Consider the following 23,772-nt stretch of genomic DNA (forward strand, 5'->3'; position numbering starts at 1 on the left):
GATCCCCCTCCCCAATGAACATTCCACGTCACTCTTTCGGATAAGGGATTATCCGGCCGCGCGCCGGATAATGTGAGCATCCGGTGCCCCCATGCGGACTGCGGCGCGGAACACTTTGAAAGCACATCATGAGCAACGAGAAACCCTCCGACATCCTGCAAGACTTCGGCGCGCTGGCCAACGTGCGCATCGGCCTGAGCGCGGAAGTGCGCTCGCAAGGCGTGCGCGCCTTGAACCGCCTGCTGGCCCATACCATGGCCATGCGCGATGCCTACAAGAAAGCGCACTGGCAAACCTCGGGCGCCACCTTCCACCAGTTGCACCTGCTGTTCGACAAGCACTACACCGAACAGGTGGTGATCATGGACGCCATCGCCGAACGCGTGCAGACCCTTGGCGGCGTGACCTTCGCGCTGGCGCAGGACATCGCCGACGAGTCGACCATTTCGCGCACCGCCCCGCGCGGCCGCGAATCGGCGCTGGCCCAGCTGGGCCGGCTGCTCGACTCGCACGAAACCATCCTGGTCGAAGCGCGTCCGCTGGCGCGCGCGGCCGCCGAGGCCGGCGATGACGGCACCAACGACCTGATCGTCAGCCAGGTGGTGCGCAGCAACGAGCTGCAAAGCTGGTTCATCGGCGAGCACCTGGCGGCGCAGACCCAGACCGCCAAGTAACGATGCCCAAGCCCATGGACAACGCGGCGGTATTGACGCTCGATAACGAGCAGTTGTACCGCCGCCTGCAGCAGGAAAAAGCGCGCCGGCTGCAAGCCGAGCAAGCGCTGCAGCATGCCACGGAAGAACTGGCACGGCTGGCCCGCATCACCTCCATGGGCGAATTCGCCGCGTCGATCGCGCACGAAGTCAACCAGCCGCTGGCGGCCATGGTGCTGCATGCGGAAGTGGGCCTGAACGCGCTGACGCACACCCCGCCACAGCTCGAGCAGGCCCGCGACGCGCTGAAACTGATCATGCACATCGGCGCGAGCGCCGGCGACGTCATCCGCAGCATCCGCGGCATGTCGAGCAAGAGCAGTCCGGTGCCGACCTTGTTCGGCGTCGACGACGCGCTGCGCGAAGTGCTGCGCCTGCTGCGCGCGGAGTTGAATAAACACAGTATTGAAGTCTGCGACGGCCTGGCGCTGGGCGAGCATCAATTGTATGCCGACCGCGTGCAGGTGCAACAAGTGATGATGAATCTGGTGCTCAACGCCATCGAGGCGATGAAGGATGTGCACGACCGGCCCCGCAGGCTGGAGCTGCGCTCGACGCTGGCCGATATTTCCGGCGCCTTGCGCGTCAGCGTGGAGGACAACGGCGTCGGCGTCTCCGCCAAACTGGCCGAGCGGCTGTTCGATCCGCTGTTTTCCACCAAGCCGGGCGGCACGGGCCTGGGCCTGTCGATCTGCCGCACGATCATCGAGGCGCACGGCGGGCGCATCTGGAGCACCTCGCGCCAGCCGCACGGCACCGCTTTTCACATCACCCTGAAGGGAAATCCGCCATGGACACCACCTCCATCCTGATCGCCGACGATCATCCGCTCATCCTCGCCGGGCTTAGCGCCCTGATCAATTCGATGCCGGAGTTCCGGCTGGTGGCGCAGGCGGCCAACGGCTTGCAGGCGGTGGCGCTGTACCGGCAGCACCGGCCGGACGTGGTCGTCATGGATTTGAGCATGCCGGAGATGCATGGCGTCGACGCCATCGGGCATATCCGCGCAGGCGATGCGCAGGCGCGCATCATCATCCTGACGACTTATCAGGGCGACGAGGATGTATATCGCGGCTTGCAGGCCGGTGCGATGGCGTATCTGTTGAAGGATAGCGGTTCCGAGCAGTTGGCCAAGTGCATCAAGGCGGTGGCGGCCGGGCACAAGTTTTTGCCGGCGGAGGTGGCCGGCAAGCTGGCAGAGCGCGCCGAGACGACGCGTTTGTCGCGCCGGGAACTGGAAATATTGGCGCATCTGGCCACGGGCAAGAGCAACAAGATGATCGCGCGCAGCGCGGCGATCGAGGTGGGCACGGTCAAGTTCCACGTCAATAATATCCTGGCCAAGTTGAATGTGGCGAGCCGCACGGAGGCCGCGACCGTGGCGGCGAGGCGTGGTCTGTTGAGCGTTTTCTGACCACGGTCACGCCGCCATGAACCGGCTTATTTCGCTGCGACTGGCGCCAGCGTTTTGTGGTCGCTGGTGGTGCGCGGCGCCGCCTTGTGCACCATCGTGTAAGCGTAATCGACGCCCATGCCGTACGCGCCGGAATGCTCGCGCACCACGGCCATCACCGCATCGTAGGTCTCACGGTGCGCCCAGTCGCGCTGCCATTCCAGCATGACTTGCTGCCAGGTCACCGGTACCACGCCGGCCTGGATCATGCGCTGCATCGCGAAATCGTGCGCTTCCTTGGTCGTGCCGCCCGACGCGTCGGCGACCATGTAAATCTCGTAGCCGCCTTCCAGCATCGCGCACAACGCGAAGCTGTTGTTGCAGACCTCGGTCCACAGGCCCGAAACGATCACCTTTTTCTTGCCGTTGGCGGCCAGCGCGTCGCGCACTTTCTGGTCGTCCCACGAGTTCATCGACGTGCGTTCCAGGATATCCTTGCCTGGGAATACGTCCAGCAATTCCGGATAGGTGTGGCCGGAGAACGATTGGGTTTCCACGGTGGTGAGGATGGTCGGGATATTGAAGATCTTGGCCGCTTTGGCCAGCGCCACGGTGTTGTTCTTCAGTACCTGGCGGTCCATCGACTGCACGCCGAACGCCATCTGCGGTTGCTGGTCGATGAAGATCAGCTGGCAGTTGGTCGGGGTCAGGACTTCGAGTTTTGGGTTCATCATGATGGCTTCCATATGGTGTATAGGGGAACGATCATGTTAGGCGCCGGACCGGGCGAGCGCCACTATCTAAATGTAGGCGCCGGCGAGCTGGCAAGTCTGCTAAGCTGGCCGCTAAATCGCACTTCAATATTTTACTCAACGGACCTGACATGACCACACCGGACGACGCCGCGCAACGCGCGCAGCTGAACGCGCTGGCGCGCGGCTTGCGCGACCTGCACAAGCAATTGCTGCACATCGAAACCCAGTACTTTGGCGCGGTCGGCAGTCCGCTCGAGCTGTTGCAGCTGGTGACCAACCACCCGCATTTCGCCTGGCTGCAAAAGCTGTCCGGGCTGATGGCGCAGATAGACGAGCGGCTCGACGAACCGGAGACCATCGCCGCCGCCGACGCGCTGGTGTTCCGCCGCGCGGTCGAGGCGCTGATCGGCCCGTCCGAGCAAGGCGACATGGAATTCCGCGCCAAGTACAACGCCTTGCTGCACGACGCGCCGGAAGTGGTGATGGCGCACGGCGCGGTGCGCCAACTGCTGGCCGCGATCGGCACGGCGCCGGCCGCTTAGCCGCGCAAGCCTGCCGTGCGCGGCGGCGCTTCGCTACCCCCGCCGCCGCAAACGCCGCAGCCAACGCTTCCAGCGCGACTGGCCGACATAGGCCAGCGCGGCGGGAACCGCCAGCCTGACACGCGTGCCGATCAGCGGGCTGTCGATCGTCAATGTGGCGCCGATGCGCGCGGCGCGCTCCATCATGCCCGGCAAGCCCCAGTGGCCGGCGCGTTTGCCATCGGCCAGTATCTCCGCGGGAATACCCTTGCCGTCATCGGCCACCTGCAGCACGAACTGGCCGGCGCCGTAGCCCAACGTCACCTGGATCGATTTGGCGCCGGCGTGGCGGAAGGCGTTCATCAGCGCCTCGCGGCCGATGCTGTAGGCCTCGCAACTTGCGTCTTCCGTCAAATCCACCGCGGCGCCCTCGCTGCGCAGGCTGAACACGCTCTGATGGCTTTCCTGCAGCACCTCGCCGACGATCGTCAGCCCGCGCTCCAGATCGCCGTCGCTCATCGCGCTCGAGCGCAGGTCCTGCACCTCGTCGCGTCCCTCCTCGATCACGCGGTCGGCCAGCAGCAGCATGCGCTCGAGCCGCGCGCGGGTGGACGAATCCTCCGGCAAGGCGCTCATCGCGGTCTGGAAACCCAGCACCAGCCCCTGCACGCTTTGCAGGAAGGTATCGTGCAACGTGCGGGCGATGCGCTCGCGCTCGGCCATGCGCGCGGCGATGCGCAGGGTCGCCTGGCGCAGCCACAAGCGGTACAGCAGATACAGCGCGCCGGCCGCCGCCAGCGCGCACAGGCCGTAGAACAGCGGTGTCTGTGCAAACGTCGGCAGGATGGTCACGTCGATCGACGTGTCGCGCGCGTTCCACTGGCCCAACTCGTTGACGGCGGCGATGCGGAAGCGGTAATCGCCCGGCCCCACATTGGTGTACGACACCGCGCGGCGGTTGCCGGAATCCTGCCAGTCGGCATCGACGCCCTCCAGCCGATAGCGGAAGCGCACCATCTCCGGCATGCTGTAGCTGAGGGCGGTGAACTCGATGCGGAACGACGTCGTGCCCGGGGCCAGTCGCACCGGCTTCGAAAAGTCCAGGTGGCGCTCGCCCCTGGCCACCAGGGTTTCGACCACCACCGACGGCGCGTGCGGCGCCGGATAGGAGGTGGTGGTATCCAGACGGGCCATGCCGGTGGCGCCGACAAACCACAACTGGCCGTCGACGCCGCCCAGCGCCGACGGTCGGCGCGTGCTGGTGTCGGCAAAACCCGGATAGCCGTCCAGCACGCCGTACAGGATGTACTTCAGCGGCACGCCGGGCGCGCCCGCCGCCGCTTGCCAGTCGGCCGCCTTGACGTACACCACGCCCTTGCTGCCGTTGAGCCAGCGGTCGCCGTTGGCGCCCACGACGGTGCCCGAGACCCCGGCCAGCACATCGGCATCGGCGGCGGCCAGCCGCTGGAACGCGCCGCCGCGCAGCACCGCCAGGCCGCCGGCGCCGCCGGCCACCACCTCGTCGCCGAGCACATGCAGATGGGTGATGGGGCCGATGTCGTTCTCAAGGGATTGCGGGTAACGCGTGACCTTGCCATGATCGAAATAAACGATCGCGCCATTGTCATAGCCGAGCCACAGCGTGCCGCTGCGGGCGCCCGCCTCGCCGACGAAGCTACCCGGAGGCAAGCCCAAATCGACCTCGCTGGTCCACTTCCCGCCCGCGAACCGGAAGTGGCCGCGCCGCGCGATGCGCACCCACAATCCGTCGCCGTCATCGAACACGCGCGACACGTCCACCGGACCGGCGGGATCGGCCGGGTTCGATGGATAGGCAATGCGCTCGGAACGGTTCGGATAGCGCACTTCCAGTCCGTTCGGGCGGGCCAGCAACAAGGCGCCATCGCGGGCGTTGCCGATGGCGCCCACGTTGCCCGGCGGGAAGCCTTCATCGATGGCCTGGGCGCCGTCGGCGCGCAGGCGCCACACCCGCCCCGACGGCAGGCTGAGCGCGAGCACCTGGCCGAAGTGGTCGCGCGCCAGTTTGAAGGTGCGTCCGCCGCCGGCCAGGGCGACCGGCGCCAGGCGGTTGTGGCGGAAGCGTTCGACGCCGGCCTGGGTGCCGATCCAGATGCTGCCGTCGCGGTCCTCGAATAGAATGTTGCCGGTCAGGCTGCTGAGTTGCCAGGGCTGGTCGAGCCGGTCGCGCGGTCCGGCATTGGGCGCCATTTGACGGCCGGGCATGGCGCCCACGCCAGCGGTGCGGCACACGCCGACGGGACAGGCCAGCGACCAGAAGTTGCCGTCGCGGTCGAACAAGCCGTTTTCCTGGCCCTGCGATTGCGCCAGCCACGCCGGGCGCGGCATCAGCGGGCCCCGGTGCTGGCCCGGCACCGGGATCAGCCTGTCGTGCAGGTCCTGCCACAGGCGCCCATCGGGCGACTCGATCAGGTTAACCGTGTGCACGTCCTGGCGCTGCACCTGCCGGAACCGTTGGGCGCCGGCGGGCATCACGTACAAGGCGTGGCCGACCGCGACCCAGACTTGGCCGTACTGGTCCGCCACCACGTTCGACACCTCGCCCGCCGGCAAGCCGAGCTCCGGTCCGACGTCGCGCCAGGCGCCGCCGCGCAGTTGCAGCAGCGCGCTGGTGGTGGCGACCCACAACTGCCCGCGCTCATCGGTGGTAGCGCTCGTCACCGGCCCGATCGGCGCGTTGCCCACCAACGCCGGGTAATGCATGATGTGGCCGCCGTGCAGGCGGCTGAGTCCGCCGAACAGGTAGCCGATCAGCAGATCGCCGTCGCGCAGCGCCGTCAGCGCGGTCACCGGACGCTTGGGCGCCGTCTCGCCGTTCAATGCCTCGAAACGCCGGAAGCGCATACCGTCAAACCGGTAGAAACCGTCGACGCTGCCGATCCACAGCCAACCGTCGGCGGTCTGCGCCATCGACGATACCTGGGCTGGCGCGCCATCCTTGCCGGTCCAGATATCGTGATGCAGCTGGTCCAGGGGAATTTTGCCGTCCAGCGCCATCGCACTTGACGACGCAAACACCAACAACACCACCAGCCGACGTAACGACAGCAATAGAAAGGTCATACCGCGAGAGATTAATTAACAGCCCGCATCATAGGCGATTTTTTCCGCAGGCACATCAGCGGCAGCCGCACCCGCTACGCAAATAACTATCGAAACCATAGGAACAATAAATTTTACCAATTATCAGCCCTCCCGTATCCTGAATACTCCTACCCAGCCAACCGAGTACCATCATGAACAAGCCCACCACCGCCGTGCCGGTCCGCCCGCTTCCCCTGAGCGGCCTTTTGCTGGCTTTGGCGTACGCCGTCGGCATGCTGGGCTTTGAAATGCCGGGATGGGCCTTGTTCTCGGCTGGAGCGCTGACGTGGATGATGGCGGACGGCAGGACCGTGGTCAGGATGCTGGCGCGCAGCGCGCCACATCACACGCAGCGCCTGATCGCCTACAGCACGCCGCCGGCGATCGCGCTGCTGGCCTACATGACATTAGCCGGCGGCCAGGCCGATGCCGTCGTCGGCGGCGCGCTGGCGTTGCACGCCGTGCTGGTCTGGGCACTGCTGATGGGCGCGGCCTACGCTGTTTCTCAGCAAACAGCGGTAAGCCAGCGTATTTAAAGCGGATTTCGCAGATATCCACACCAACTGTGGATAACGTTGTGAATAACCCCCACTTGACAGCCGAGAACGCCTTTAACGGCGGGGGTTTTAATAAAATGCCCAATCCGAAGGCAGATTTTTTCCCCAATAAAATCAACCACTTACAACATCAAATATTTTCGTGGCCAAGCTTTTTGAGGTCGCTTGAAAAATATTTTTCTGTGCATAAGTAGGGATGGAGACAACTATGTCACGTCGCACAGGGGAATCCTTTGACAAAAGTACGTGTGAGGAATAGTGTGGCTCTGGGGGTACGCATGGCCTCCATAGACTCGCCTCGGGAATGATGCATGAACCAGAATGATGATGACACGGATTGGATGATAGAAGACGAGGTTGCACCGGCCGGCGCGCCGCAGGCGGGAACGGCGTCGGCGCCGCCGCCGTGGCGGGTACTGATCGTGGACGACGACGTCGACGTCCACGTGGTCACCAAGTTCTCGCTTAGCAATGTGTGCTTCCTGGGACGCCGGCTCAGCTTCCTGCATGCGTACAGCGGCGAGGAAGCGCTCAATACCCTGCGCAACACCCCCGACATCGCGCTGGTGCTGCTGGACGTCATCATGGAGACCAGCGACGCCGGACTCAACGTCGCGCGCCAGATCCGCGACGCGCTGCATAACCAGCTGGTGCGCATTGTGCTGCGCACCGGCCAGCCGGGACAGGCGCTGGAACACAGCATCATCCTCGATTACGACATCAACGATTTCTGGTGCAAGACCGACCTGACCACGCGCAAGCTGTTCACGACGGTGATTTCGTCGTTGCGCGCGTATCACGGCTTGGAGGAAGCGCACCGGCAGACGGTGGCATTGCAGACGCAACTGGACCACGCGCAGCGGCTGCTGGCGGCCGTCGACCAGCACGCCATCATCATGACCTTGACCCGGCACGGCAGGATCGCCACCGTCAACGACAAGTTCAGTAGCGTGCTGCAGTTCACCCGCGACGAGCTGATCGGCGCCGACCTGCGCCTGCTGCATCCGCCATCGTACCCGCAGGACCAACTGGCCGATGCATTGCAAGCCGTCAAAGAGGGGGAAAGCTGGACCGACGTCGTCACCGCCTGGCGCCGCGATGGCCAGGAAGTGCGCCTGCGCGTGACGGTCAGTCCGCTCGAAGAACCGGCCACGCCATACATTGTGGTGGCCAGCGTTTTGCCGCCGTTAAAAAAATCGCTCTAAGCTACGGATTGTTAAGCGTTTTTTTGGATATCCACAGCCTCTGTGGATATCTATGTGGACAACACCCCATTGACAACGCGGGAAGCCTGTAACGACGCGGTTTTCTACAAACTGCCCATCCAAAAGGCAAAATTAAAGCCCTTGTAAATCAACGACTTACGGTTACATCGATTGTTACACGAAATTATTTTAAAAAAATTCTTGTCAACATGATGTGTGCATAACTAAACACAAACTCGGTTCATGTTGCAGTCAGTGATGCGCCTTGCGCCGCTGTTCCGGATTGAGCAGCACGCGTTCGATCACCTGCGGGGCGACATTGTGGGACTTCATATATTCGATCGCGCAAATCGTGTTGAAACTCGCCTGCACGGTGATGCCGCGTTCGACGACGGCGCTGCTTTGTTCGTCGTGCCGCTGCTGAGTGACATCATTCTTCGGGACGGATTCCAGACGGGGGGATAGGAGTGCGTTCATCATGATCCTTTGCAAAAGGTTGAGGGACATTTGATCCCGATCAAAGTGACGTGCAACGAGAGTATGGGCGACACAGATTCAAAGTCAATGTCAGCTTCCTATCATTCCGGAATTAAAATATTGCTCGCACTGAAGGCAATAGACACAAGGCAATAACCGGGGCGATAATGGCTGGATGACTCCAGAAACGCCGCGCCCCCGCCCCACTTCGCTGTTTGATTTGTTCCTATCGTTCACCATCCTGGCCTTGCAAGGCTTCGGCGGCGTGCTCGCGGTCGTGCAGCGCGAGATGGTCGAGCGCAAGCGCTGGCTCACGCAGGATGAGTTCGTCGAGGATTGGGCGGTCGCCCAGATCATGCCGGGCCCGAACGTCGTCAACCTGTCGCTGATGATCGGCAGCCGCTACTACGGTCTGCGGGGCGCCATGACGGCGTTGGCGGGCATGCTGACGGTGCCGTTGATCGTGGTGCTGTGCCTGGCGCTGCTGCATGCGCAATATGCCCACCATCCGGGCGTGGCCGGCGCGCTGCGCGGCATGGCGGCGGTGTCGGCCGGCATGATCGCCGCCACCGGCGTGAAACTGGCCTCGGCGCTGCGCAAGCATCCGCTGCCGATGTGGCTGACCGGCCTGATCGCCGTGCTGTGCGTCGGCTTTGTCGTGGTCATGCGCATGCCGCTGGCCTACACCCTGCTGATCCTTGGCAGCATCGCCGTCACGCTGACCTACCGCACCATGAAGGCGAAATCACCATGACCGCGGCGCCTATCCATATCGTCTTGAGCTTTACCGACTGGCTGAACCTGTTCGGCCATTACATGCTGCTGTCGCTGCTGTCGATCGGCGGCGCGATCTCGACCACGTCGGAGATGCACCGCTTTTTGGTCGAGGAGCACCATTGGCTGACGCAATCGCAATTCAACGACTCGATCGCCATCGCCCAGGCCGCGCCGGGGCCGAACGTCCTGTTCGTCGCGCTGATGGGCTGGAACGTGGGCTTGAACGCCGGTAGCTATACGGCGGCGTTCGCCGGCGTGGCGGTGACGATGTTCGGCGTTTTGCTGCCGAGCACCACGTTGACGTATCTGGCGGCGCGCTGGGGCCACCGCAACCGCGAGTTGCTGGGCGTGCGGGCGTTCAAGCAAGGCATGACGCCGGTGGTGGTGGGATTGATGGTGTCCGTGGGGATCATCCTGGGCAGCGCCAACAGCGACTGGACCACCGACTGGCCGTTGTGGCTGTTGTCGGTGGCCGCTGGCGTCATCATCTGGCGCACCAAGCTGCATTTACTGTGGCTGCTTGGTGCCGGCGCCGTGCTGGGATGGTACGGGCTGGTGTGACGGATTACTTGTTCTGGTAGCCGCCGTAATACTTGACGGGGCTCCACTCCGGCTGCACGTCCGGCACGGCCGGCGCCAATTGCTGGTACTCCGGCGCCGCGTACACCACCTTGCCGTTGACGATGGTCAGGCTGCTTTCAAGATTCTTGATCTTCTCGACATCCATTGAGAAATAATCCTGCGGCAAGATCACCACGTCGGCGTACTGGCCCTTGGCCAGCGTGCCCTTGAGCTTTTCCTCGCCGCTCATCCACGCACTGCCCTGCGTCATCAGCTTTAGCGCCTGATAGCGGCTGAGCACATCGCCCGGTTGCCACAGGCTCAGGCCGCCCGCCGTCTTGCCCGTCACCGCCCAGTAAATCGACGGCCACGGACCGTAGCTGCTGACGCGCGTGCCGTCCGTGCCCAGGCCCACCGGAATCTTCATCTCCAGTATCTTCTTGATCGGCGGCATCTGACGGGTTTGCGCGCCGTACTGCTTCCAGTACAGTTCGCCCTGGAAGTACATGCGGTTCTGCACGGCGATGCCGCCGCCCAGCGCCTTGACGCGCGCCAGTTGCTTGTCGCTGATGGTTTCGGCATGGTCGAAGAACCAGCGCAGCCCGTTCAGCGGCAGATCCTGGTTGACCTTTTCGATCACCGCCAAATCGCGGTCGATGCTCTCGTCATAGGTGGCGTGGATGCGGAACGGCCAGCGGTTCTTGATCAGCAGGCGCAGCACCGGCTCCAGTTCGCCCTCCATTTCCTTGGGCATGTTCGGCCGCGGCTCCAGGAAGTTCTCGAAATCGGCCGCGCTCCACACCAGGTTCTCGCCGCCGCCCTCGGTGTTGTAGCCGTTGGCGTAGAACAAGTGGTCGTTCTTGTCCGGCTTGGTCTGCGTCAGCCAGCGCTGGTAATCCTCCAGCTCCTTGCCCGGCTTTTGCGCGAACAGGTAATACGAGGTGCGCACCGTCAACTTGCCGTTTTTGGCCAGTTCCAGGCTGACCGCGTAGTCGTCCGGATAAGCCTGTCCGCCGCCGCCGGCGTCGATCGCGCTGGTGAGGCCAAGACGGTTCAGTTCATTGTAATACTGCTGTGTGGAATTGATTTGTTGCTCGCGCGGCAGCACGTTGGTCTTGGCCAGCGTGGTGTACAGGATCATCGCGTTCGGCTTGGCGATCAGCAGGCCGGTCGGCTTGCCGTCCGCGCCCAGCTCGACCACGCCATCCTTGAACTTGGTGTCGGCGTTGTAGCCCAGCGTGGCGATGCCCTTCTGGTTGAGGAAGCCCAGGCCGTACAGGTACAGCAGGAACACCGGCTTGTCCGGCACCGCTTCATTGATCTCCGCCAGGGTCGGCAGGCGCTTTTCCTCGAACTGGTATTCGTTCCAGCCGCCGACGACCTTGATCCAGGCGCCGTCCGGCGTGCGCGCGGCCTGCTCCTTGAGCATCTGCAACGCCTTCTTCAGCGACGTCACGCCGTCCCAGCGCAGCTCGGCGTTGTAGTTCAAGCCCTCGCGGATGATGTGCAGGTGGGAGTCGTTAAGGCCGGGAATGACGGTCTTGCCGCCGGCGTCGATCAACCGGGTGTTGGCCGATTTGAGCTTGAGGATGCTGGCATTGCTGCCGACGGCCTCGATCTTGCCGTCCTTGATGGCGAGCGCCTGGACGAACGCGCCCTCTTTCGTCATCGTGGCGATCTTGCCGTTGGTAATGATCAGATCCGTGGCGGCCTGCGCCAAGGTGGACAGGCCGGCGGCGTGGATCAGGGTGACTGCAACAGCGAGCTGCTTCAATTTCATCGTACTACTCCTAAAAATAATGGGCCGGCGCGGAACGAATACCGCGCCGGCCCACATCACAGGCCAACGAAACGAGCGAGCCCGGTTCGATTAGTCCTTGATGGCTTCGACCGCGAAGGTCAGGGTAACGTCGTCGCCGACGTTCGGTGCGTATTTGCCTGCGTTAAACTCGGTGCGCTTGATGGTGGCGGTGGCGTTGGCGCCGCAAGCCAGTTTCTTCATCATCGGGTGGTCGGCGCATTTGAAGCCGGTCACGGTCAGGGTCACCGGCTTGGTGACGCCCTTGATGGTCAGGTTGCCGTCGATGGTCGATGGCGCGTCGCCCTTAAAGTTGACCTTGGTCGACTTGTAGGTGATGGTCGGGAACTTGCCGGTGTCGAGGAAATCCTCGCCCTGGATGTGCTGGTCGAACAGTTTCGAGCCGGTATCGACCGATTTGGTGTCGATGGTCGCTTCCACCGAGCCGGTCTTGGCGGCGCGGTCGATCGTGATCTTGGCGCTGGTGTTGTTGAAGCGGCTCGTCTGCAGCGAGTAGCCGAAGTGGCTATACGTGAAGCTCGAGAAGGTGTGGTTGGCATCGGACGAGAACGTCTCAGGTGCGGCCACGGCGGACATCGAGATACCAGCGGCGACCAGCAGGGCAAAGATTTTTTTCATTGTAGAACTCCAGAATGTTGACATACGGATGAGAACGCGACGGGGCTGGTTCTGTCAGCCCGTACATGTCCTCGAGTGCGAACGATTATGCTCGCGACATCTAAAGTTGTAAAACGAAAAATTTACCGCGTTACTATCGATAAAATCGATCATAGGGCCGGTAGGAGAGATGATAGCGGAGTGCGGGGCGATTGAAATCCGCCAAAAGGCGGACCCGCGCCAATGCATGCGCGGGGCGAGCCACGTCCTGTTGCTCGCGGCGCCGGGGGCTTCATCAACAGCAACCTGCTATGCTGAGCCCGGCGGGCACATCAGCCTGCGACAGCCATCAGCGCGGACAGCCGCGCGCCCGAAATGAAAGAGTGTAAATGAGTGCCACAGAAAAAACTATGACTGCAGAGTTAGTGTTCGCGCTAGGCAAGGCAACCAGACATGCCATCGATAATTTGAACGCCGGGGCCAGCCCGGCGGAGCTGACCAAGATCGGCAAAGACGTTCTGGAGGCGGGATATGAGAAAGTCGACGCCGACCTGCTCATGCTGTTTGTCGCCGGTTTCGAGGAGGGCGAGCCGCCCGAGCGAAGGGCCGATCCGGAAAATCGCGCATAACCGGCGACCAGCGCCAGGCCGCGCGGTCCTCGCTTACGCGGCGGCGGCGTGCGGCGGCGCCGGGTGATGCAGGATACTGCTCAACAGCCGTTGCTCCAGCGCGGCGAAAGCGGCGTTGCCGCGCGCGCGCGGGCGCGGCAAGTCCACCTTCAGATCGAGCGTGATGCGCCCGTCCTCGATCAGCACCACGCGATCGGCCAAGGCCAGCGCCTCCTGCACGTCATGCGTCACCAGCACCGCCGTGAACCCGCGCTGCAGCCACAACGCCTCGATCAGCTGCTGCATCTCGATGCGCGTCAACGCGTCCAGCGCGCCGAGCGGCTCGTCCAGCAGCAGCAACTGCGGCTCGTGCAGCAAGGCGCGCGCCAGCGCCACGCGCTGGCGCTGGCCGCCGGACAGCTCCGCCGGCCAATCGTCGGCGCGTTCGGCCAGCCCCACCGTCGACAAGGTCGCCGCCGCCGCGTTCAGCGAGCGTGGCAACCCGAGCGCCACGTTTTCCAGCACCGTCTTCCACGGCAGCAGGCGCGCCTCCTGGAACATGATGCGGATACTGGCCCCGATGGCGCCCGTGCCGATCGCGATGCTGCCCTGGTCGACCGTCTCCAGGCCGGCGATAGCGCGCAGCAAAGTGCTCTTGCCGCAGCCGCTGCGCCCCACCACGGCGACAAACTCGCCCGGATGCAGCTCCAGCCGCACATCCTTCAACACCTCGCGCTCGCCGAAGGATTTGCTCAAGCCTTCCAGCGCCAGCGACACGCCCTGGCGCTTGATGGGCGCCGGCGCCGGTGCCGCCGTGCTTTGCCTGCTCGCCTTCGACAGGCCGGGGACATCGAATAACGCGGTCGAAATGTTCATATTATTTACTCCATCAAATCAACGGTAGGCGGGATTCCAGCGCAGGAAGCGCTTTTCCAGGCCGCGCGACAGCAGGTCGGCCGCCTTGCCCAGCAACGCATATAGCAGTATCCCGACCAGCACGACGTCCGTCTGCAGGAACTCGCGGGCGTTCATCGTCATGTAGCCGATGCCCGCCTGCGCCGAAATGGTCTCCGCCACGATCAGCAGCACCCACACGAGGCCGAGCGAAAACCGCACGCCCACCAGGATCGACGGCAGCGCCGCCGGCAGGATCACGTCGCGGTACAGCGGCCAGCCGGACAGGCCGTAGCTGCGCGCCATCTCGATCAAGCCCTGGTCGGCCGAGCGGATGCCGTGGAAGGTGTTCAGATACACCGGGAAGAACACACCCACCGCCAGCAGGAACAGCTTGGCCGTTTCATCGATGCCAAACCACAGGATCACCAGCGGTATCAGCGCCAGCGCCGGGATGTTGCGTACCATTTGCAGCGTGGTGTCGAGCAGCGTCTCGGCGCGGCGGAAACTGCCCGTCAGCAGGCCGAGCGCCAGACCGAGTCCGGCGCCGATGGCGAAGCCGCTGACGGCGCGCCACAAGCTGGTGCGAAGGTGCACCCACAATTCGCCGGACTCCGCCAGCGTCCAGAAGGCCTTTGCCACCGCCCACGGCTCCGGCAGGATGCGGCTCGAGAGCCAGCCCAGTTGCGAGGCCGCCTGCCAGCCGGCGATCAGCAATACCGGCAGGATCCACGGCGCGAACACGCTGACCGGCGCCCGGCCGCCGGCGCCGCCGCTACTCTTGCGCGCGGGCTTGCGGGTGCTCTTGACCAAGGGTTGGGGTAGGACGGCCGCCATCTCAAGCCGCCTTCTTCGGCACGATATCGCTGGCCATCACTTCGCCGAACGGCCCGCTCAACGACTGTTCGCCCACCGCTTTGCCTTTACCCAGCAGCGGGAACACCAGTTCGGCGAAGCGGTACGATTCCTCCAGATGCGGGTAGCCGGAGAAGATGAAGGTGTCGATGCCCAGATCCGCATACTCCTGGATGCGCGCGACCACCGTTTCCGGGTCGCCGACCAGCGCGGTGCCGGCGCCGCCGCGCACCAGGCCGACGCCGGCCCACAGGTTGGGCGAGACCTCCAGCTTGTCGCGGCGGCCGCCGTGCAAGGCGGCCATGCGCTGCTGCCCCACCGAATCCATTTTGCCGAACGCCGCCTGCGCCTTGGCGATGATGTCGTCGTCCAGATGGCTGATCAGTTCATCGGCCGCGCGCCACGCGGCTTCGTTGGTTTCGCGGACGATCACGTGCAGGCGGATGCCGAATTTCACGGTGCGGCCATGCTTGGCGGCGCGCGCGCGGATGTCGGCGATCTTCTCGGCGACGGCGGCCGGCGGTTCGCCCCAGGTCAGGTAGACGTCCATCTGTTCGGCCGCCAGTTCGTGCGCCGGCTCCGAGGAACCGCCGAAGTACAGCGGTGGATAGGGCTTTTGCACCGCCGGATACAGCGTCTTGGCGCCCTTCACCTTGATATGCTTGCCCTCGAAATCGTAGCCGGCGTCGCCGCCCTCTCCCGCCACCGACGCGCGCCAGACGCGGATGAATTCATCCGAGATTTCATAGCGCTTGGCGTGGTCGGCGTACAGGCCGTCCGCCTCCAGCTCCCCCTGGTCGCCGCCGGTGACGACGTTGATCAACAGCCGGCCGTTCGACAAGCGGTCGAAGGTGGCGGCCATGCGCACCGCCAGGCCCGGCGTCGTCAGGCCGGGACGGATGGCGACCAGGAACTTGAGCTTTTGCGTGACGCTGATCAGCGACGAGGCGACCACCCATGCGTCCTCGCACGAGCGGCCGGTCGGCAGCAGCACGCCGTCGTAGCCGAGCGTGTCGGCGGCGACCGCGCACTGTTTCAGATAATCGGCATCGACCGGGCGTGCGCCCTTCGAAGTGCCAAGATAGCGGCTGTCGCCATGGGTGGGGATAAACCAGAAGATATTCAATGACATGGTGTACTCGATTCCTTTATTGCGCCGCCAGCTGTTTCGCAGGCAGTTGTGCGTCCTTGACCACGATCGGTTTCGGGATCAACTTGAGATTGGAGAAGGCGTCTGCCAGCTTTTGCTGCTGTTGCAGCACGTCGGCGGTGATCGGCTTGACGCCATAGGCGTAACGGGAGGCGGCCAGCGCCACCACTTCCGTATCGAGCCCGGTTTGCGCCGACAGGATGGTGGCCACTTCCTTCGGATTCCTGGCGCCCCACTCGTCGACCCTGGCGATTTCCTCGAGCACGATGCGGACCACTTCCTGGTTCTTTTCCGCATACGGACGCGCCGCCAGATAGAACTGGTGGTTGGCGACCAGGCCCTTGCCGTCGGCCAGAACGCGCGCGCCCAGCTGCTTCTCGGCGGCGGCCAGGAACGGATCCCAGATCGCCCACGCATCGACGCTGCCGCGTTCAAACGCCGCGCGCGCGTCGGCCGGCGGCAGGAAGACGATATCGATCTCCTTGTAGCCGATGCCGGCCTTCTCCAGCGCCTTGACCAGCAGGTAGTGCACGTTCGATCCCTTGTTCAGCGCGACCTTCTTGCCTTTCAACTCGGCCAGGCTGCGGATCTTCGAATCCTTCTGCACCACGATCGCCTCGCTGGCCGGCGACGGCGGCTCGTTGCCGACATAAACCAGGTTGGCGCCGGCCGCCTGCGCGAAGATCGGCGGCGCTTCGCCGACGGTGCCGAAATCGACGCTGCCGACATTGAGCCCCTCCAGCAGTTGCGGCCCGGCCGGGAATTCGGTCCATTTGACGGTGATGTTCTTGGTCGCCAGGCGCTGTTCCAGCGTGCCGCGCCCCTTCAGCAAGGTCAAGGTGCCGTATTTCTGATAGCCGATGCGCAGGGTCTGCGCTTCCGGCTTGGCCTGCGCCGCCGCGATGGTCGGCGCTCCGGCAGCCAGCACGCCGGCGGCGAACAGCAGACCCAATGTGTAGCGGCGCGCGGCGCGTTTTTGTTCGATGCTCATGAATGCTTCCTTGAAGGTGACTTAACTTGCCAGACGTACCGGTTCGGCCTGCACAACATAGCTGTCGCCGATGCGGCCACTGAGGGCGTTCAAGCCGGCCGCCAGGGCTTCGACGCCGGCCTGCACGCGCCAGGAAATCGCCTGGTCCAGCGCCAGGCCGGAACCCTCGACCCATACCAACTGCTGGGAGGTGGCGTAAACGCTGGTGAGCACATGGCGCGCATCGAGCGCGTGCAGCACCGGCCGCAGCGCGTAGTCCAGCGCCAGCATGTGCGACTGGCTGCCGCCGGTGGCCAGCGGCAGCACCAGTTTGCCGGCCAGGCCGTCCTGCGGCAGCAGGTCGAGGAAGGCCTTCAGAATGCCGGTGAACGACGCTTTATAGACCGGAGTGGCGATCACCACGGCGTCGGCGGCGGCGACCGCGGCCAGCGCGCGCTTGATCGCCAGGTCCGACGTATCGGCATGCAGCAGCGCCTGCGGCGGCAGATCGCGCACCTGCAGCTTGCTGTAGCGATGGCCGTGCAAGGCTAGCTTTTCGCCGACATGATCCAGCAAACGGCCGGTGCTCGATGTCGCCGCTGGGCTGCCGCCTATAAGAAGAATGCTCATGCTCTGGTCCCCATTGATGTTGTGGCGACCAGAATAAATCCGCACCTTTGAAAACAAAACGAATAGTTTTACGCTTTGATATGCGGATTCCGTACCATGATTTTTCCGCATATGGAAAGCTGGATTTCTTCGTGTACGGTATGACGACGGGGATGCAATACTAAAAACACCCCCACCATCCAATGGACATACCATGTCTAAAGCTTTACTCAAAACGGCGGCGCATCCGGCACAGGACGCGGCACCGGACCCGCTGGACGTCGCCGCCGATCTGGCGAAACGTCTGGCGGAAACAGCCAACGCCCGCGACCAGGCCGGCGGCCATGCGGCGCGGGAGCGCGAATGGATACGCGAATCCGGCTTGCTGACGCTGTCGATCCCCACCGCCTTCGGCGGCCAGGGCGCGGACTGGCCGACGGTCTACCAGGTGATCCGCATCGTGGCGCGCGCCGACAGCGCGCTGGCGCACGTCCTCGGCTTCCACTATCTGCAACTGGCGGGTGTCGATCTATACGGCACGCCGCAGCAGCAGCGCCGCTTCCTGACACTAACCGTGGAACAGAATCTGTTCTGGGGCAACGCGCTAAATCCGCTGGACCGCCGCACCACGGCGGTGGAAGCCGACTATGGCTTCGTGCTCGATGGCGTCAAGAGTTTTTCGTCCGGCTCCGTGGGCTCCGACTGGCTGACCATCTCGGCCTGGCACGCGGAGACCGAAACCGCCTTGATCGGCGTGCTGCCGACGCGCCAGGAAGGCGTGTCCGTGCAAGCCGACTGGGACGCCTTCGGCCAGCGCCAGACCGACAGCGGCAACGTTCACTTCAACCAGGTCGCGCTGCCATCGACGCAAGTGCTGCAGGCGCCGGGCCATACGCCGACCGCGCGCGCGACCTTGCGCTCGCAGATCGCGCAACTGATCATGGCCAATCTGTACCTCGGCATCGGCGAGGGCGCCTTCGAGGCGGCGCGCGCCTACACCTTGAGCGAGGCGCGGCCATGGTTCGCCTCCGGCGCGGCGTCGGCAGCCGCCGATCCGCTGATACAACACCGCTTCGGCCAACTGTGGCTCAAGCTGCGGCCCGCGGCGGTGCTGGCCGACCACGCGGCGCGGGAACTGGACCGCTTGTTCCGACTCGGGAGCGCGGTCACCGCCCGCCAGCGCGGCGAACTGGCCGTCGCCGTGGCCGAGGCCAAGGTGCTGGCACATACCGCCGGCATCGATATCAGCAACCAGATGTTCGAACTCACGGGCGCGCGCTCGACCTCGGCCCGCTACGGCTACGACAGGTTCTGGCGCAACGTGCGCGTGCACACCCTGCACGATCCGGTCGACTACAAAATCCGCGATCTCGGACGCTACGCGCTCGATGGCACGGTACCCGACCCCACCGCCTACTCGTGATATCGCCGATGACGACTCCATTGATTAACATCACCCATGCGGATAAAACGTTCCCGCTGCCCGGCGGCGGAACGTTCCACGCCGTGCGCAACGTCTCGCTGTCGGTCGACCAGGGCGACATCTTTGGCCTGATCGGCAAAAGCGGCGCCGGAAAATCCACGCTGCTGCGCCTCATCAACCTGCTCGAACGCCCGGACCAGGGCCTGATCCAGGTCGACGGCCGCGAGCTGACGTCGTTGAACAAGCGCGCGCTGCGCGACGCCCGCCGCAACATCGGCATGATCTTCCAGCAGTTTAATCTGCTGCAAAACGCCAGCGTCTTCGACAACGTCGCCTTCCCGCTGCGCATCCACGGCGGACTGACGGCCGACCGCATCACCGAACGTGTCAACCAATGCCTGGAACTGGTCGAGTTGGGCGGAAAATCGGCCAGCTATCCGGCGCAGCTGTCCGGCGGCCAGAAACAGCGCGTCGCCATCGCCCGCGCGCTGGCCAGCGGACCGGCCGTGCTGCTGTGCGACGAACCGACGTCCGCGCTGGATGCCGAAACCACCCGCGCCCTGCTGGCGACGCTGCGCGACATCAATCGCCGGCTCGGCGTCACCATTGTGATCGTCAGCCACGAGCTGTCGGTGATCGGCGAAATTTGCAACCGCGTCGCCGTCATCGAGGACGGCGCCATCGCCGAACAGTTCGCGCTCGACGATGCGGCCAGCCTGACGGTCCCGCGCAAGACGGCGCTGGGCCGCGAGCTGGCGCAGCATGGCGCGGCCGCGCTGGGCATCGCCGATGCGGCCTCGCGCGCCTCGGCCGCCAACCGGGAGAGCGCCCATGTTTGAGTCGATCAGCTCCCTGAGCGTGTCGGCGGTCAACGTCATGGCCATGCTGCCCGAAATGTGGACCGCCTTGGGCCAGACCCTGACGATGCTCGGCATCGGGCTGACGGCGGCGGTGCTGATCGGCGGTCCGCTCGGCATCCTGCTGTTCCTGGTCGCCGACGGTCAATCGCTGCAAAACCGTCCCGCCGCGCTGGTGCTGGGCTGGTTCGTCAATACGGTGCGCTCCTTCCCCTTCATCATCCTGCTGGTGGCGCTGGTGCCTTTCACCCGCATCATCGCCGGCACCTCGATCGGACCGCTGGCCGCGGCCGTGCCGCTGTCGTTCGCCGCCATCCCCTACTTCGCCCGCATGGTGGAGCAGAACCTGCGCGAAGTGCCGCGCGGCGTCGTCGAGGCGGCGCACGCGATGGGCGCGTCGGAACTGCAAATCGTGCTGCGGGTGCTGCTGGTCGAAGCGCGCTCCGGACTGGTTCTGGCGCTCACCGTGCTGTCGATCAGCTTCCTGTCCTATTCCGCCGTGGCCGGCGTGGTGGGCGGCGGCGGCATCGGCGACCTGGCGATCCGCTACGGCTACTACCGCTTCGAAACCGACATCATGGTCGCCACCGTCGCCATCCTGATCGTCATGGTGCAGCTGATCCAGTTCACCGGCAACCGCATCGCCAAACGTATCGATAAACGCTAGAGGAAAACAAATGAAAACCCCGAATCGCCGTCAACTGCTGCTGGCAGCCCTGCTCATCGCCACCGGCGCCAACACCATCGCCAACGCCAAAGACCCGAAGGAACTGGTGATCGGCACCAGCGCCGGTCCGTACGCCGACCAGGTCAAGCTGGGCATCAAGCCTATCCTGGAAAAACAGGGCTACAAGGTCAAGCTGGTGGAGTTCAACGACTACATCCAGCCCAACTTCGCGCTGGCCGAGGGTTCGCTCGACGCCAACATCTTCCAGCACATTATCTACCTGACCAAGTTCTCGACGGAGCACAAGCTGCAACTGAGCGAATTGGTGAAGGTGCCCACGGCCCCCATCGCCATCTACAGCAAAAGGCACAAGACGCTCAGCGATGTGAAGGAAGGCACCACCGTGGCGCTGCCCAACGACCCGACCAACCAGGCGCGCGCGCTGGTGCTGCTCGATCAACTGGGCTGGATCAAGCTGCGCGACAAATACGACCCGGTGCGGGCGTCCGAAAAAGACATCGCGACCAACATCAAGAAAATCAAATTGATACCGCTGGAAGCGGCGCAGTTGCCACGCTCGCTGCAGGACACCGACTATTCCTTCGTCAACGGTAACTACGCGCTGGCGTCGGGCCTGAAACTCAAGGATGCGCTGACGACGGAGAAAATCTCGCCCAACTACGCCAATCTGGTGGCGGTGCGCACCGCGGACAAGGACAAGCAGTTCGCCAAGGATATCGCGGCCGCCTACCGCTCGCGCGAGTTCCTGGAGGTGACCAAGAAGCACTTCGCCGACTATGCCAAGACCGACTATCAACTGGCGCTGGAAGCCGGCGGCAAACCCGCCTCCGGAAAATGATGGGCAAGCCAATACGCTTCAACGCCTTCCAGATGCACACGGTGAGCCACCAGTCGCCGGGTCTGTGGACGCATCCGCGCGACAACGGCCACCGCTACACCGATCCTGATCACTGGACCGAGCTGGCGCGCTTGCTGGAGGAAGGCCGCTTCGATGCGGTGTTCCTGGCCGATGTGCTGGGCGCCTACGATGTGTATCAAGGCAGCGCCGACGCGGCGCTGCGGCATGGCGTTCAGGCGCCGCTGAACGATCCGCTGGCGCTGGTGCCGCTCATGGCGCAGGCGACAACGCACCTTGGCTTCGGCGTGACGTGCGCGCTGACGTACGAGCATCCCTACACCTTCGCGCGCCGCATCTCGACGCTCGACCACCTGACGCGCGGCCGCATCGGCTGGAATATCGTCACCGGCTACCTCGATAGCGCGGCGCGCAACCTCGGGCTTAACCAGCAATTGGGCCACGACGATCGCTACGACCTGGCGGACGAGTACATGGATGTCGTCTACAAGCTGTGGGAAAAAAGCTGGGACGATGACGCGGTGGTCAACGACAAGCGGCGCGGCGTCTACGCCGAGCCATCGCGCGTGCATCCGATCAACCACGCGGGACGGCACTACAAGGTGCCCGGCTTCCATCTGTGCGAACCGTCGCCACAACGCACGCCGTTGCTGTACCAGGCCGGCACCTCGCCGCGCGGCACGGCGTTCGCGGCCAGGCACGCGGAGTGCACCTTCGTCAGTGGCCCCAGCAAGCAAGTGGTAAAAAAGTATGCCGACGATTTGCGCGCCGCCGTGCGGGCGGCGGGCCGCGATGGCGATGAACTGAAGATCTACGCGCAGGCGCTGATCGTGACCGCGCCGACCGAGGCGCAGGCGCGCGCCAGGCACGAAGAGTATCGCCGGCATATCGATATAGAGGCGGCATTGGCGCTGCTGTCCGGCTGGACCGGCGTGGACTTCAGCCGCTTCGCACTCGACGCGACGATCGAATATATCGACTCGGACGCCGGACGCTCGGCCCTGGCGTCGTTCAGCCAGGCGGACCCGGACCGCAAGTGGACGGTGCGCGAGGCGGCGGAGTTCATCGGCCTTGGCGGGCGCGGACCGGTACTGGTCGGCGATCCGTCGCAGGTGGCCGATCAACTGGAGGCATGGCAGGACGAGACGGGAATCGACGGCTTCAATCTGGCGTTCGCGGTGGCCCACGAAAGCATGCGCGACGTGGTGGAACTCATTGTGCCGGAGTTGCAGCGGCGCGGCCGCTATCGCAAGGAGTACTCACCAGGGACCCTGCGCGAACAGGTGTTCGGACAGGGGCCGCGGCTGGCGCCGGCGCACGCCGGCCGGCAAGTGCGGATCGACGCGGCGCCGTTGAAATCGGCCGCCTAATCGTTGCGCATCTGCGCCTGCGAGACGTTGCTGCCCGCCGGGACGCTCTGCGTGAGCCACACATTGCCGCCGATGGTGGAACCGGCGCCAATCGTGATGCGGCCCAAAATCGTCGCGCCGGCGTAGATAACGACGTCGTCCTCCACCACCGGATGGCGCGGCACGCCCTTGATCAGCATGCCCTTGTCGTCGGCCGGGAAGCGCTTGGCGCCAAGCGTGACATGCTGGTACAGCCGCACGCGCTGGCCGATGATGGCGGTCTCGCCGATCACCACGCCGGTACCGTGGTCGATGAAGAAGCTGCCGCCGATCTGCGCGCCGGGATGGATGTCGATACCGGTCAGCGAATGGCCGATATCGGAGATCAACCGTGCCAGGAACGGCGACCCGAGGCGGTGCAGGCTATGGGCCAGACGGTAATACAGGATCGCGATCGTGCCGGGATAGCACAACATGATCTCCGCGACCGACGTCGCCGCCGGATCGCCGGAAAACGCCGCCTGCACGTCGGAGACCATCAGCGCGCGGATCGCGGGCAGGCCGGCCGCGAATTCGCGCGTGATGGCGTGCGCGCAGCGCGTCAGCTTTTCCTCGTCGACCACCGCCTCCTCGCACGAAAACTGCAAACCGCGCCTGACCTGTTCGGTCAGGCGGTTCAAGGTGGTGTTGAGCGTATCGCCGACAAAATAATCGATGCTTTCGTCGGTCAGGTTCGGCCGGCCGTAGTGGGTGGGGAACAAGACCGCCGACAGGCCGTTGACGATGATGGTCAACGCTTCCCGCGACGGCAGCTCCCTGACCTTGCCATGATGGCGGATATTGTGCGTGGCCTCGCGCGAGACGCGCAGTTGCTCGACGACGCTGTCCAAATTCCAGTGCGACGGCTTCACGCCGGTCCCGTCAAAAGTATCGATGGTCATGATGTCTCAAATATAGAAATAAAAACGCGGGCGCAATAACCCACTTTACAGCTTAGCCGCGGCGCCTTCAAATA

At 64.2% G+C, this 23,772-nt stretch carries 25 protein-coding genes; 14 read left to right on the top strand and 11 right to left on the bottom strand.

What is annotated here, in order from left to right:
- Window positions 1-128 precede the first annotated feature (128 nt).
- The 3 genes from BMX85_RS02175 to BMX85_RS02185 are packed head-to-tail and all read left to right on the top strand — an operon-like array spanning window position 129 to window position 2,127.
- Window positions 129-674, top strand: a complete 546-nt coding sequence (locus BMX85_RS02175; RefSeq protein ID WP_090314042.1) for a Dps family protein — start codon at window positions 129-131, stop codon at window positions 672-674.
- A 2-nt stretch (window positions 675-676) separates the two neighbouring features.
- Entirely contained in the window at window positions 677-1,525 is an 849-nt protein-coding gene (locus BMX85_RS02180; protein WP_090314043.1) for a sensor histidine kinase, read from the top strand.
- Entirely contained in the window at window positions 1,504-2,127 is a 624-nt protein-coding gene (locus BMX85_RS02185) for a response regulator (RefSeq protein WP_090314044.1), read from the top strand. The genes BMX85_RS02180 and BMX85_RS02185 overlap by 22 nt, the downstream gene beginning before the upstream one ends.
- Window positions 2,128-2,153: 26 nt before the next feature.
- Here BMX85_RS02185 and BMX85_RS02190 read toward each other — a convergent pair whose 3' ends face one another.
- Window positions 2,154-2,840, bottom strand: a complete 687-nt coding sequence (locus BMX85_RS02190; RefSeq protein ID WP_090315155.1) for a hydrolase — start codon at window positions 2,838-2,840, stop codon at window positions 2,154-2,156.
- Window positions 2,841-2,989: 149 nt separating this feature from the next.
- On the opposite strand from BMX85_RS02190, the gene BMX85_RS02195 reads away from it, so the two are divergent.
- A complete protein-coding gene (locus tag BMX85_RS02195; RefSeq protein WP_090314045.1) occupies window positions 2,990-3,403 on the top strand; it encodes a hypothetical protein in 414 nt (137 codons plus the stop codon).
- A 33-nt stretch (window positions 3,404-3,436) separates the two neighbouring features.
- Here BMX85_RS02195 and BMX85_RS02200 read toward each other — a convergent pair whose 3' ends face one another.
- Complete coding sequence (locus BMX85_RS02200; RefSeq protein WP_143067881.1) at window positions 3,437-6,472, bottom strand: sensor histidine kinase; 3,036 nt, start codon at window positions 6,470-6,472, stop codon at window positions 3,437-3,439.
- Between the two features lie 185 nt (window positions 6,473-6,657).
- On the opposite strand from BMX85_RS02200, the gene BMX85_RS02205 reads away from it, so the two are divergent.
- Entirely contained in the window at window positions 6,658-7,041 is a 384-nt protein-coding gene (locus BMX85_RS02205; protein WP_090314047.1) for a hypothetical protein, read from the top strand.
- A gap of 332 nt (window positions 7,042-7,373) precedes the next feature.
- Window positions 7,374-8,267 (top strand): PAS domain-containing protein, encoded by an 894-nt coding sequence (locus BMX85_RS02210; RefSeq protein WP_090314048.1) that lies wholly within the window; start codon window positions 7,374-7,376, stop codon window positions 8,265-8,267.
- A gap of 252 nt (window positions 8,268-8,519) precedes the next feature.
- Here BMX85_RS02210 and BMX85_RS02215 read toward each other — a convergent pair whose 3' ends face one another.
- Window positions 8,520-8,747, bottom strand: a complete 228-nt coding sequence (locus BMX85_RS02215; RefSeq protein ID WP_229210250.1) for a hypothetical protein — start codon at window positions 8,745-8,747, stop codon at window positions 8,520-8,522.
- Window positions 8,748-8,919: 172 nt separating this feature from the next.
- Between BMX85_RS02215 and BMX85_RS02220 the strand changes: the two genes are divergently transcribed.
- Together BMX85_RS02220 and BMX85_RS02225 are read left to right on the top strand one after the other, a co-directional pair.
- Window positions 8,920-9,498, top strand: coding sequence for a chromate transporter (locus BMX85_RS02220; RefSeq protein ID WP_090314049.1), 579 nt, complete (start codon window positions 8,920-8,922; stop codon window positions 9,496-9,498).
- Entirely contained in the window at window positions 9,495-10,082 is a 588-nt protein-coding gene (locus tag BMX85_RS02225) for a chromate transporter (protein ID WP_090314050.1), read from the top strand. Before BMX85_RS02220 ends, BMX85_RS02225 begins: the two co-directional genes overlap by 4 nt.
- A 4-nt stretch (window positions 10,083-10,086) precedes the next feature.
- Here the strand turns inward: BMX85_RS02225 and BMX85_RS02230 are convergent, their stop codons facing one another.
- On the bottom strand, window positions 10,087-11,862 hold the full coding sequence (locus tag BMX85_RS02230) for an amidohydrolase (protein WP_090314051.1): 1,776 nt from the start codon (window positions 11,860-11,862) through the stop codon (window positions 10,087-10,089).
- A 90-nt stretch (window positions 11,863-11,952) separates the two neighbouring features.
- A complete protein-coding gene (locus tag BMX85_RS02235; protein ID WP_090314052.1) occupies window positions 11,953-12,519 on the bottom strand; it encodes a YceI family protein in 567 nt (188 codons plus the stop codon).
- A gap of 368 nt (window positions 12,520-12,887) precedes the next feature.
- Between BMX85_RS02235 and BMX85_RS02240 the strand changes: the two genes are divergently transcribed.
- A complete protein-coding gene (locus BMX85_RS02240) occupies window positions 12,888-13,127 on the top strand; it encodes a hypothetical protein (protein ID WP_229210251.1) in 240 nt (79 codons plus the stop codon).
- A 33-nt stretch (window positions 13,128-13,160) separates the two neighbouring features.
- Here the strand turns inward: BMX85_RS02240 and BMX85_RS02245 are convergent, their stop codons facing one another.
- Genes BMX85_RS02245 through ssuE form a run of 5 tightly spaced genes read right to left on the bottom strand, consistent with a single transcriptional unit; the run spans window position 13,161 to window position 17,605 of the window.
- Complete coding sequence (locus BMX85_RS02245) at window positions 13,161-13,982, bottom strand: ATP-binding cassette domain-containing protein (protein ID WP_090314054.1); 822 nt, start codon at window positions 13,980-13,982, stop codon at window positions 13,161-13,163.
- Between the two features lie 18 nt (window positions 13,983-14,000).
- Window positions 14,001-14,837 (bottom strand): aliphatic sulfonate ABC transporter permease SsuC, encoded by an 837-nt coding sequence (ssuC, locus tag BMX85_RS02250; RefSeq protein ID WP_090314055.1) that lies wholly within the window; start codon window positions 14,835-14,837, stop codon window positions 14,001-14,003.
- 1 nt (window position 14,838) lies between these two features.
- Complete coding sequence (ssuD, locus tag BMX85_RS02255) at window positions 14,839-15,981, bottom strand: FMNH2-dependent alkanesulfonate monooxygenase (protein WP_373923313.1); 1,143 nt, start codon at window positions 15,979-15,981, stop codon at window positions 14,839-14,841.
- A gap of 22 nt (window positions 15,982-16,003) precedes the next feature.
- Window positions 16,004-16,996, bottom strand: a complete 993-nt coding sequence (locus BMX85_RS02260; RefSeq protein ID WP_090314057.1) for a sulfonate ABC transporter substrate-binding protein — start codon at window positions 16,994-16,996, stop codon at window positions 16,004-16,006.
- A gap of 21 nt (window positions 16,997-17,017) precedes the next feature.
- Window positions 17,018-17,605: an NADPH-dependent FMN reductase gene (gene ssuE / locus BMX85_RS02265; RefSeq protein WP_090314058.1), complete on the bottom strand. Its 588-nt coding sequence runs from the start codon at window positions 17,603-17,605 to the stop codon at window positions 17,018-17,020.
- A gap of 193 nt (window positions 17,606-17,798) precedes the next feature.
- On the opposite strand from ssuE, the gene BMX85_RS02270 reads away from it, so the two are divergent.
- Genes BMX85_RS02270 through BMX85_RS02290 form a run of 5 tightly spaced genes read left to right on the top strand, consistent with a single transcriptional unit; the run spans window position 17,799 to window position 22,778 of the window.
- Window positions 17,799-19,007 carry an acyl-CoA dehydrogenase family protein gene (locus BMX85_RS02270; RefSeq protein WP_090314059.1) on the top strand — a complete coding sequence of 403 codons (1,209 nt, stop codon included), beginning with the start codon at window positions 17,799-17,801 and terminating at the stop codon, window positions 19,005-19,007.
- 8 nt (window positions 19,008-19,015) lie between these two features.
- Window positions 19,016-19,846 (top strand): methionine ABC transporter ATP-binding protein, encoded by an 831-nt coding sequence (locus BMX85_RS02275; RefSeq protein WP_090314060.1) that lies wholly within the window; start codon window positions 19,016-19,018, stop codon window positions 19,844-19,846.
- Window positions 19,839-20,531 (top strand): methionine ABC transporter permease, encoded by a 693-nt coding sequence (locus BMX85_RS02280; RefSeq protein WP_090314061.1) that lies wholly within the window; start codon window positions 19,839-19,841, stop codon window positions 20,529-20,531. Before BMX85_RS02275 ends, BMX85_RS02280 begins: the two co-directional genes overlap by 8 nt.
- Before the next feature lie 10 nt (window positions 20,532-20,541).
- Window positions 20,542-21,390 (top strand): MetQ/NlpA family ABC transporter substrate-binding protein, encoded by an 849-nt coding sequence (locus BMX85_RS02285; RefSeq protein WP_090314062.1) that lies wholly within the window; start codon window positions 20,542-20,544, stop codon window positions 21,388-21,390.
- Window positions 21,390-22,778, top strand: a complete 1,389-nt coding sequence (locus BMX85_RS02290; RefSeq protein ID WP_090315158.1) for an LLM class flavin-dependent oxidoreductase — start codon at window positions 21,390-21,392, stop codon at window positions 22,776-22,778. Before BMX85_RS02285 ends, BMX85_RS02290 begins: the two co-directional genes overlap by 1 nt.
- Here the strand turns inward: BMX85_RS02290 and epsC are convergent.
- Window positions 22,775-23,698, bottom strand: a complete 924-nt coding sequence (gene epsC / locus BMX85_RS02295; RefSeq protein WP_090314063.1) for a serine O-acetyltransferase EpsC — start codon at window positions 23,696-23,698, stop codon at window positions 22,775-22,777. The two genes, BMX85_RS02290 and epsC, sit on opposite strands and share 4 nt — an antisense overlap.
- Window positions 23,699-23,772: the final 74 nt, after the last annotated feature.

The organism is Duganella sp. CF517 (genome assembly GCF_900110275.1).
GTDB lineage: Bacteria > Pseudomonadota > Gammaproteobacteria > Burkholderiales > Burkholderiaceae_D > Rugamonas.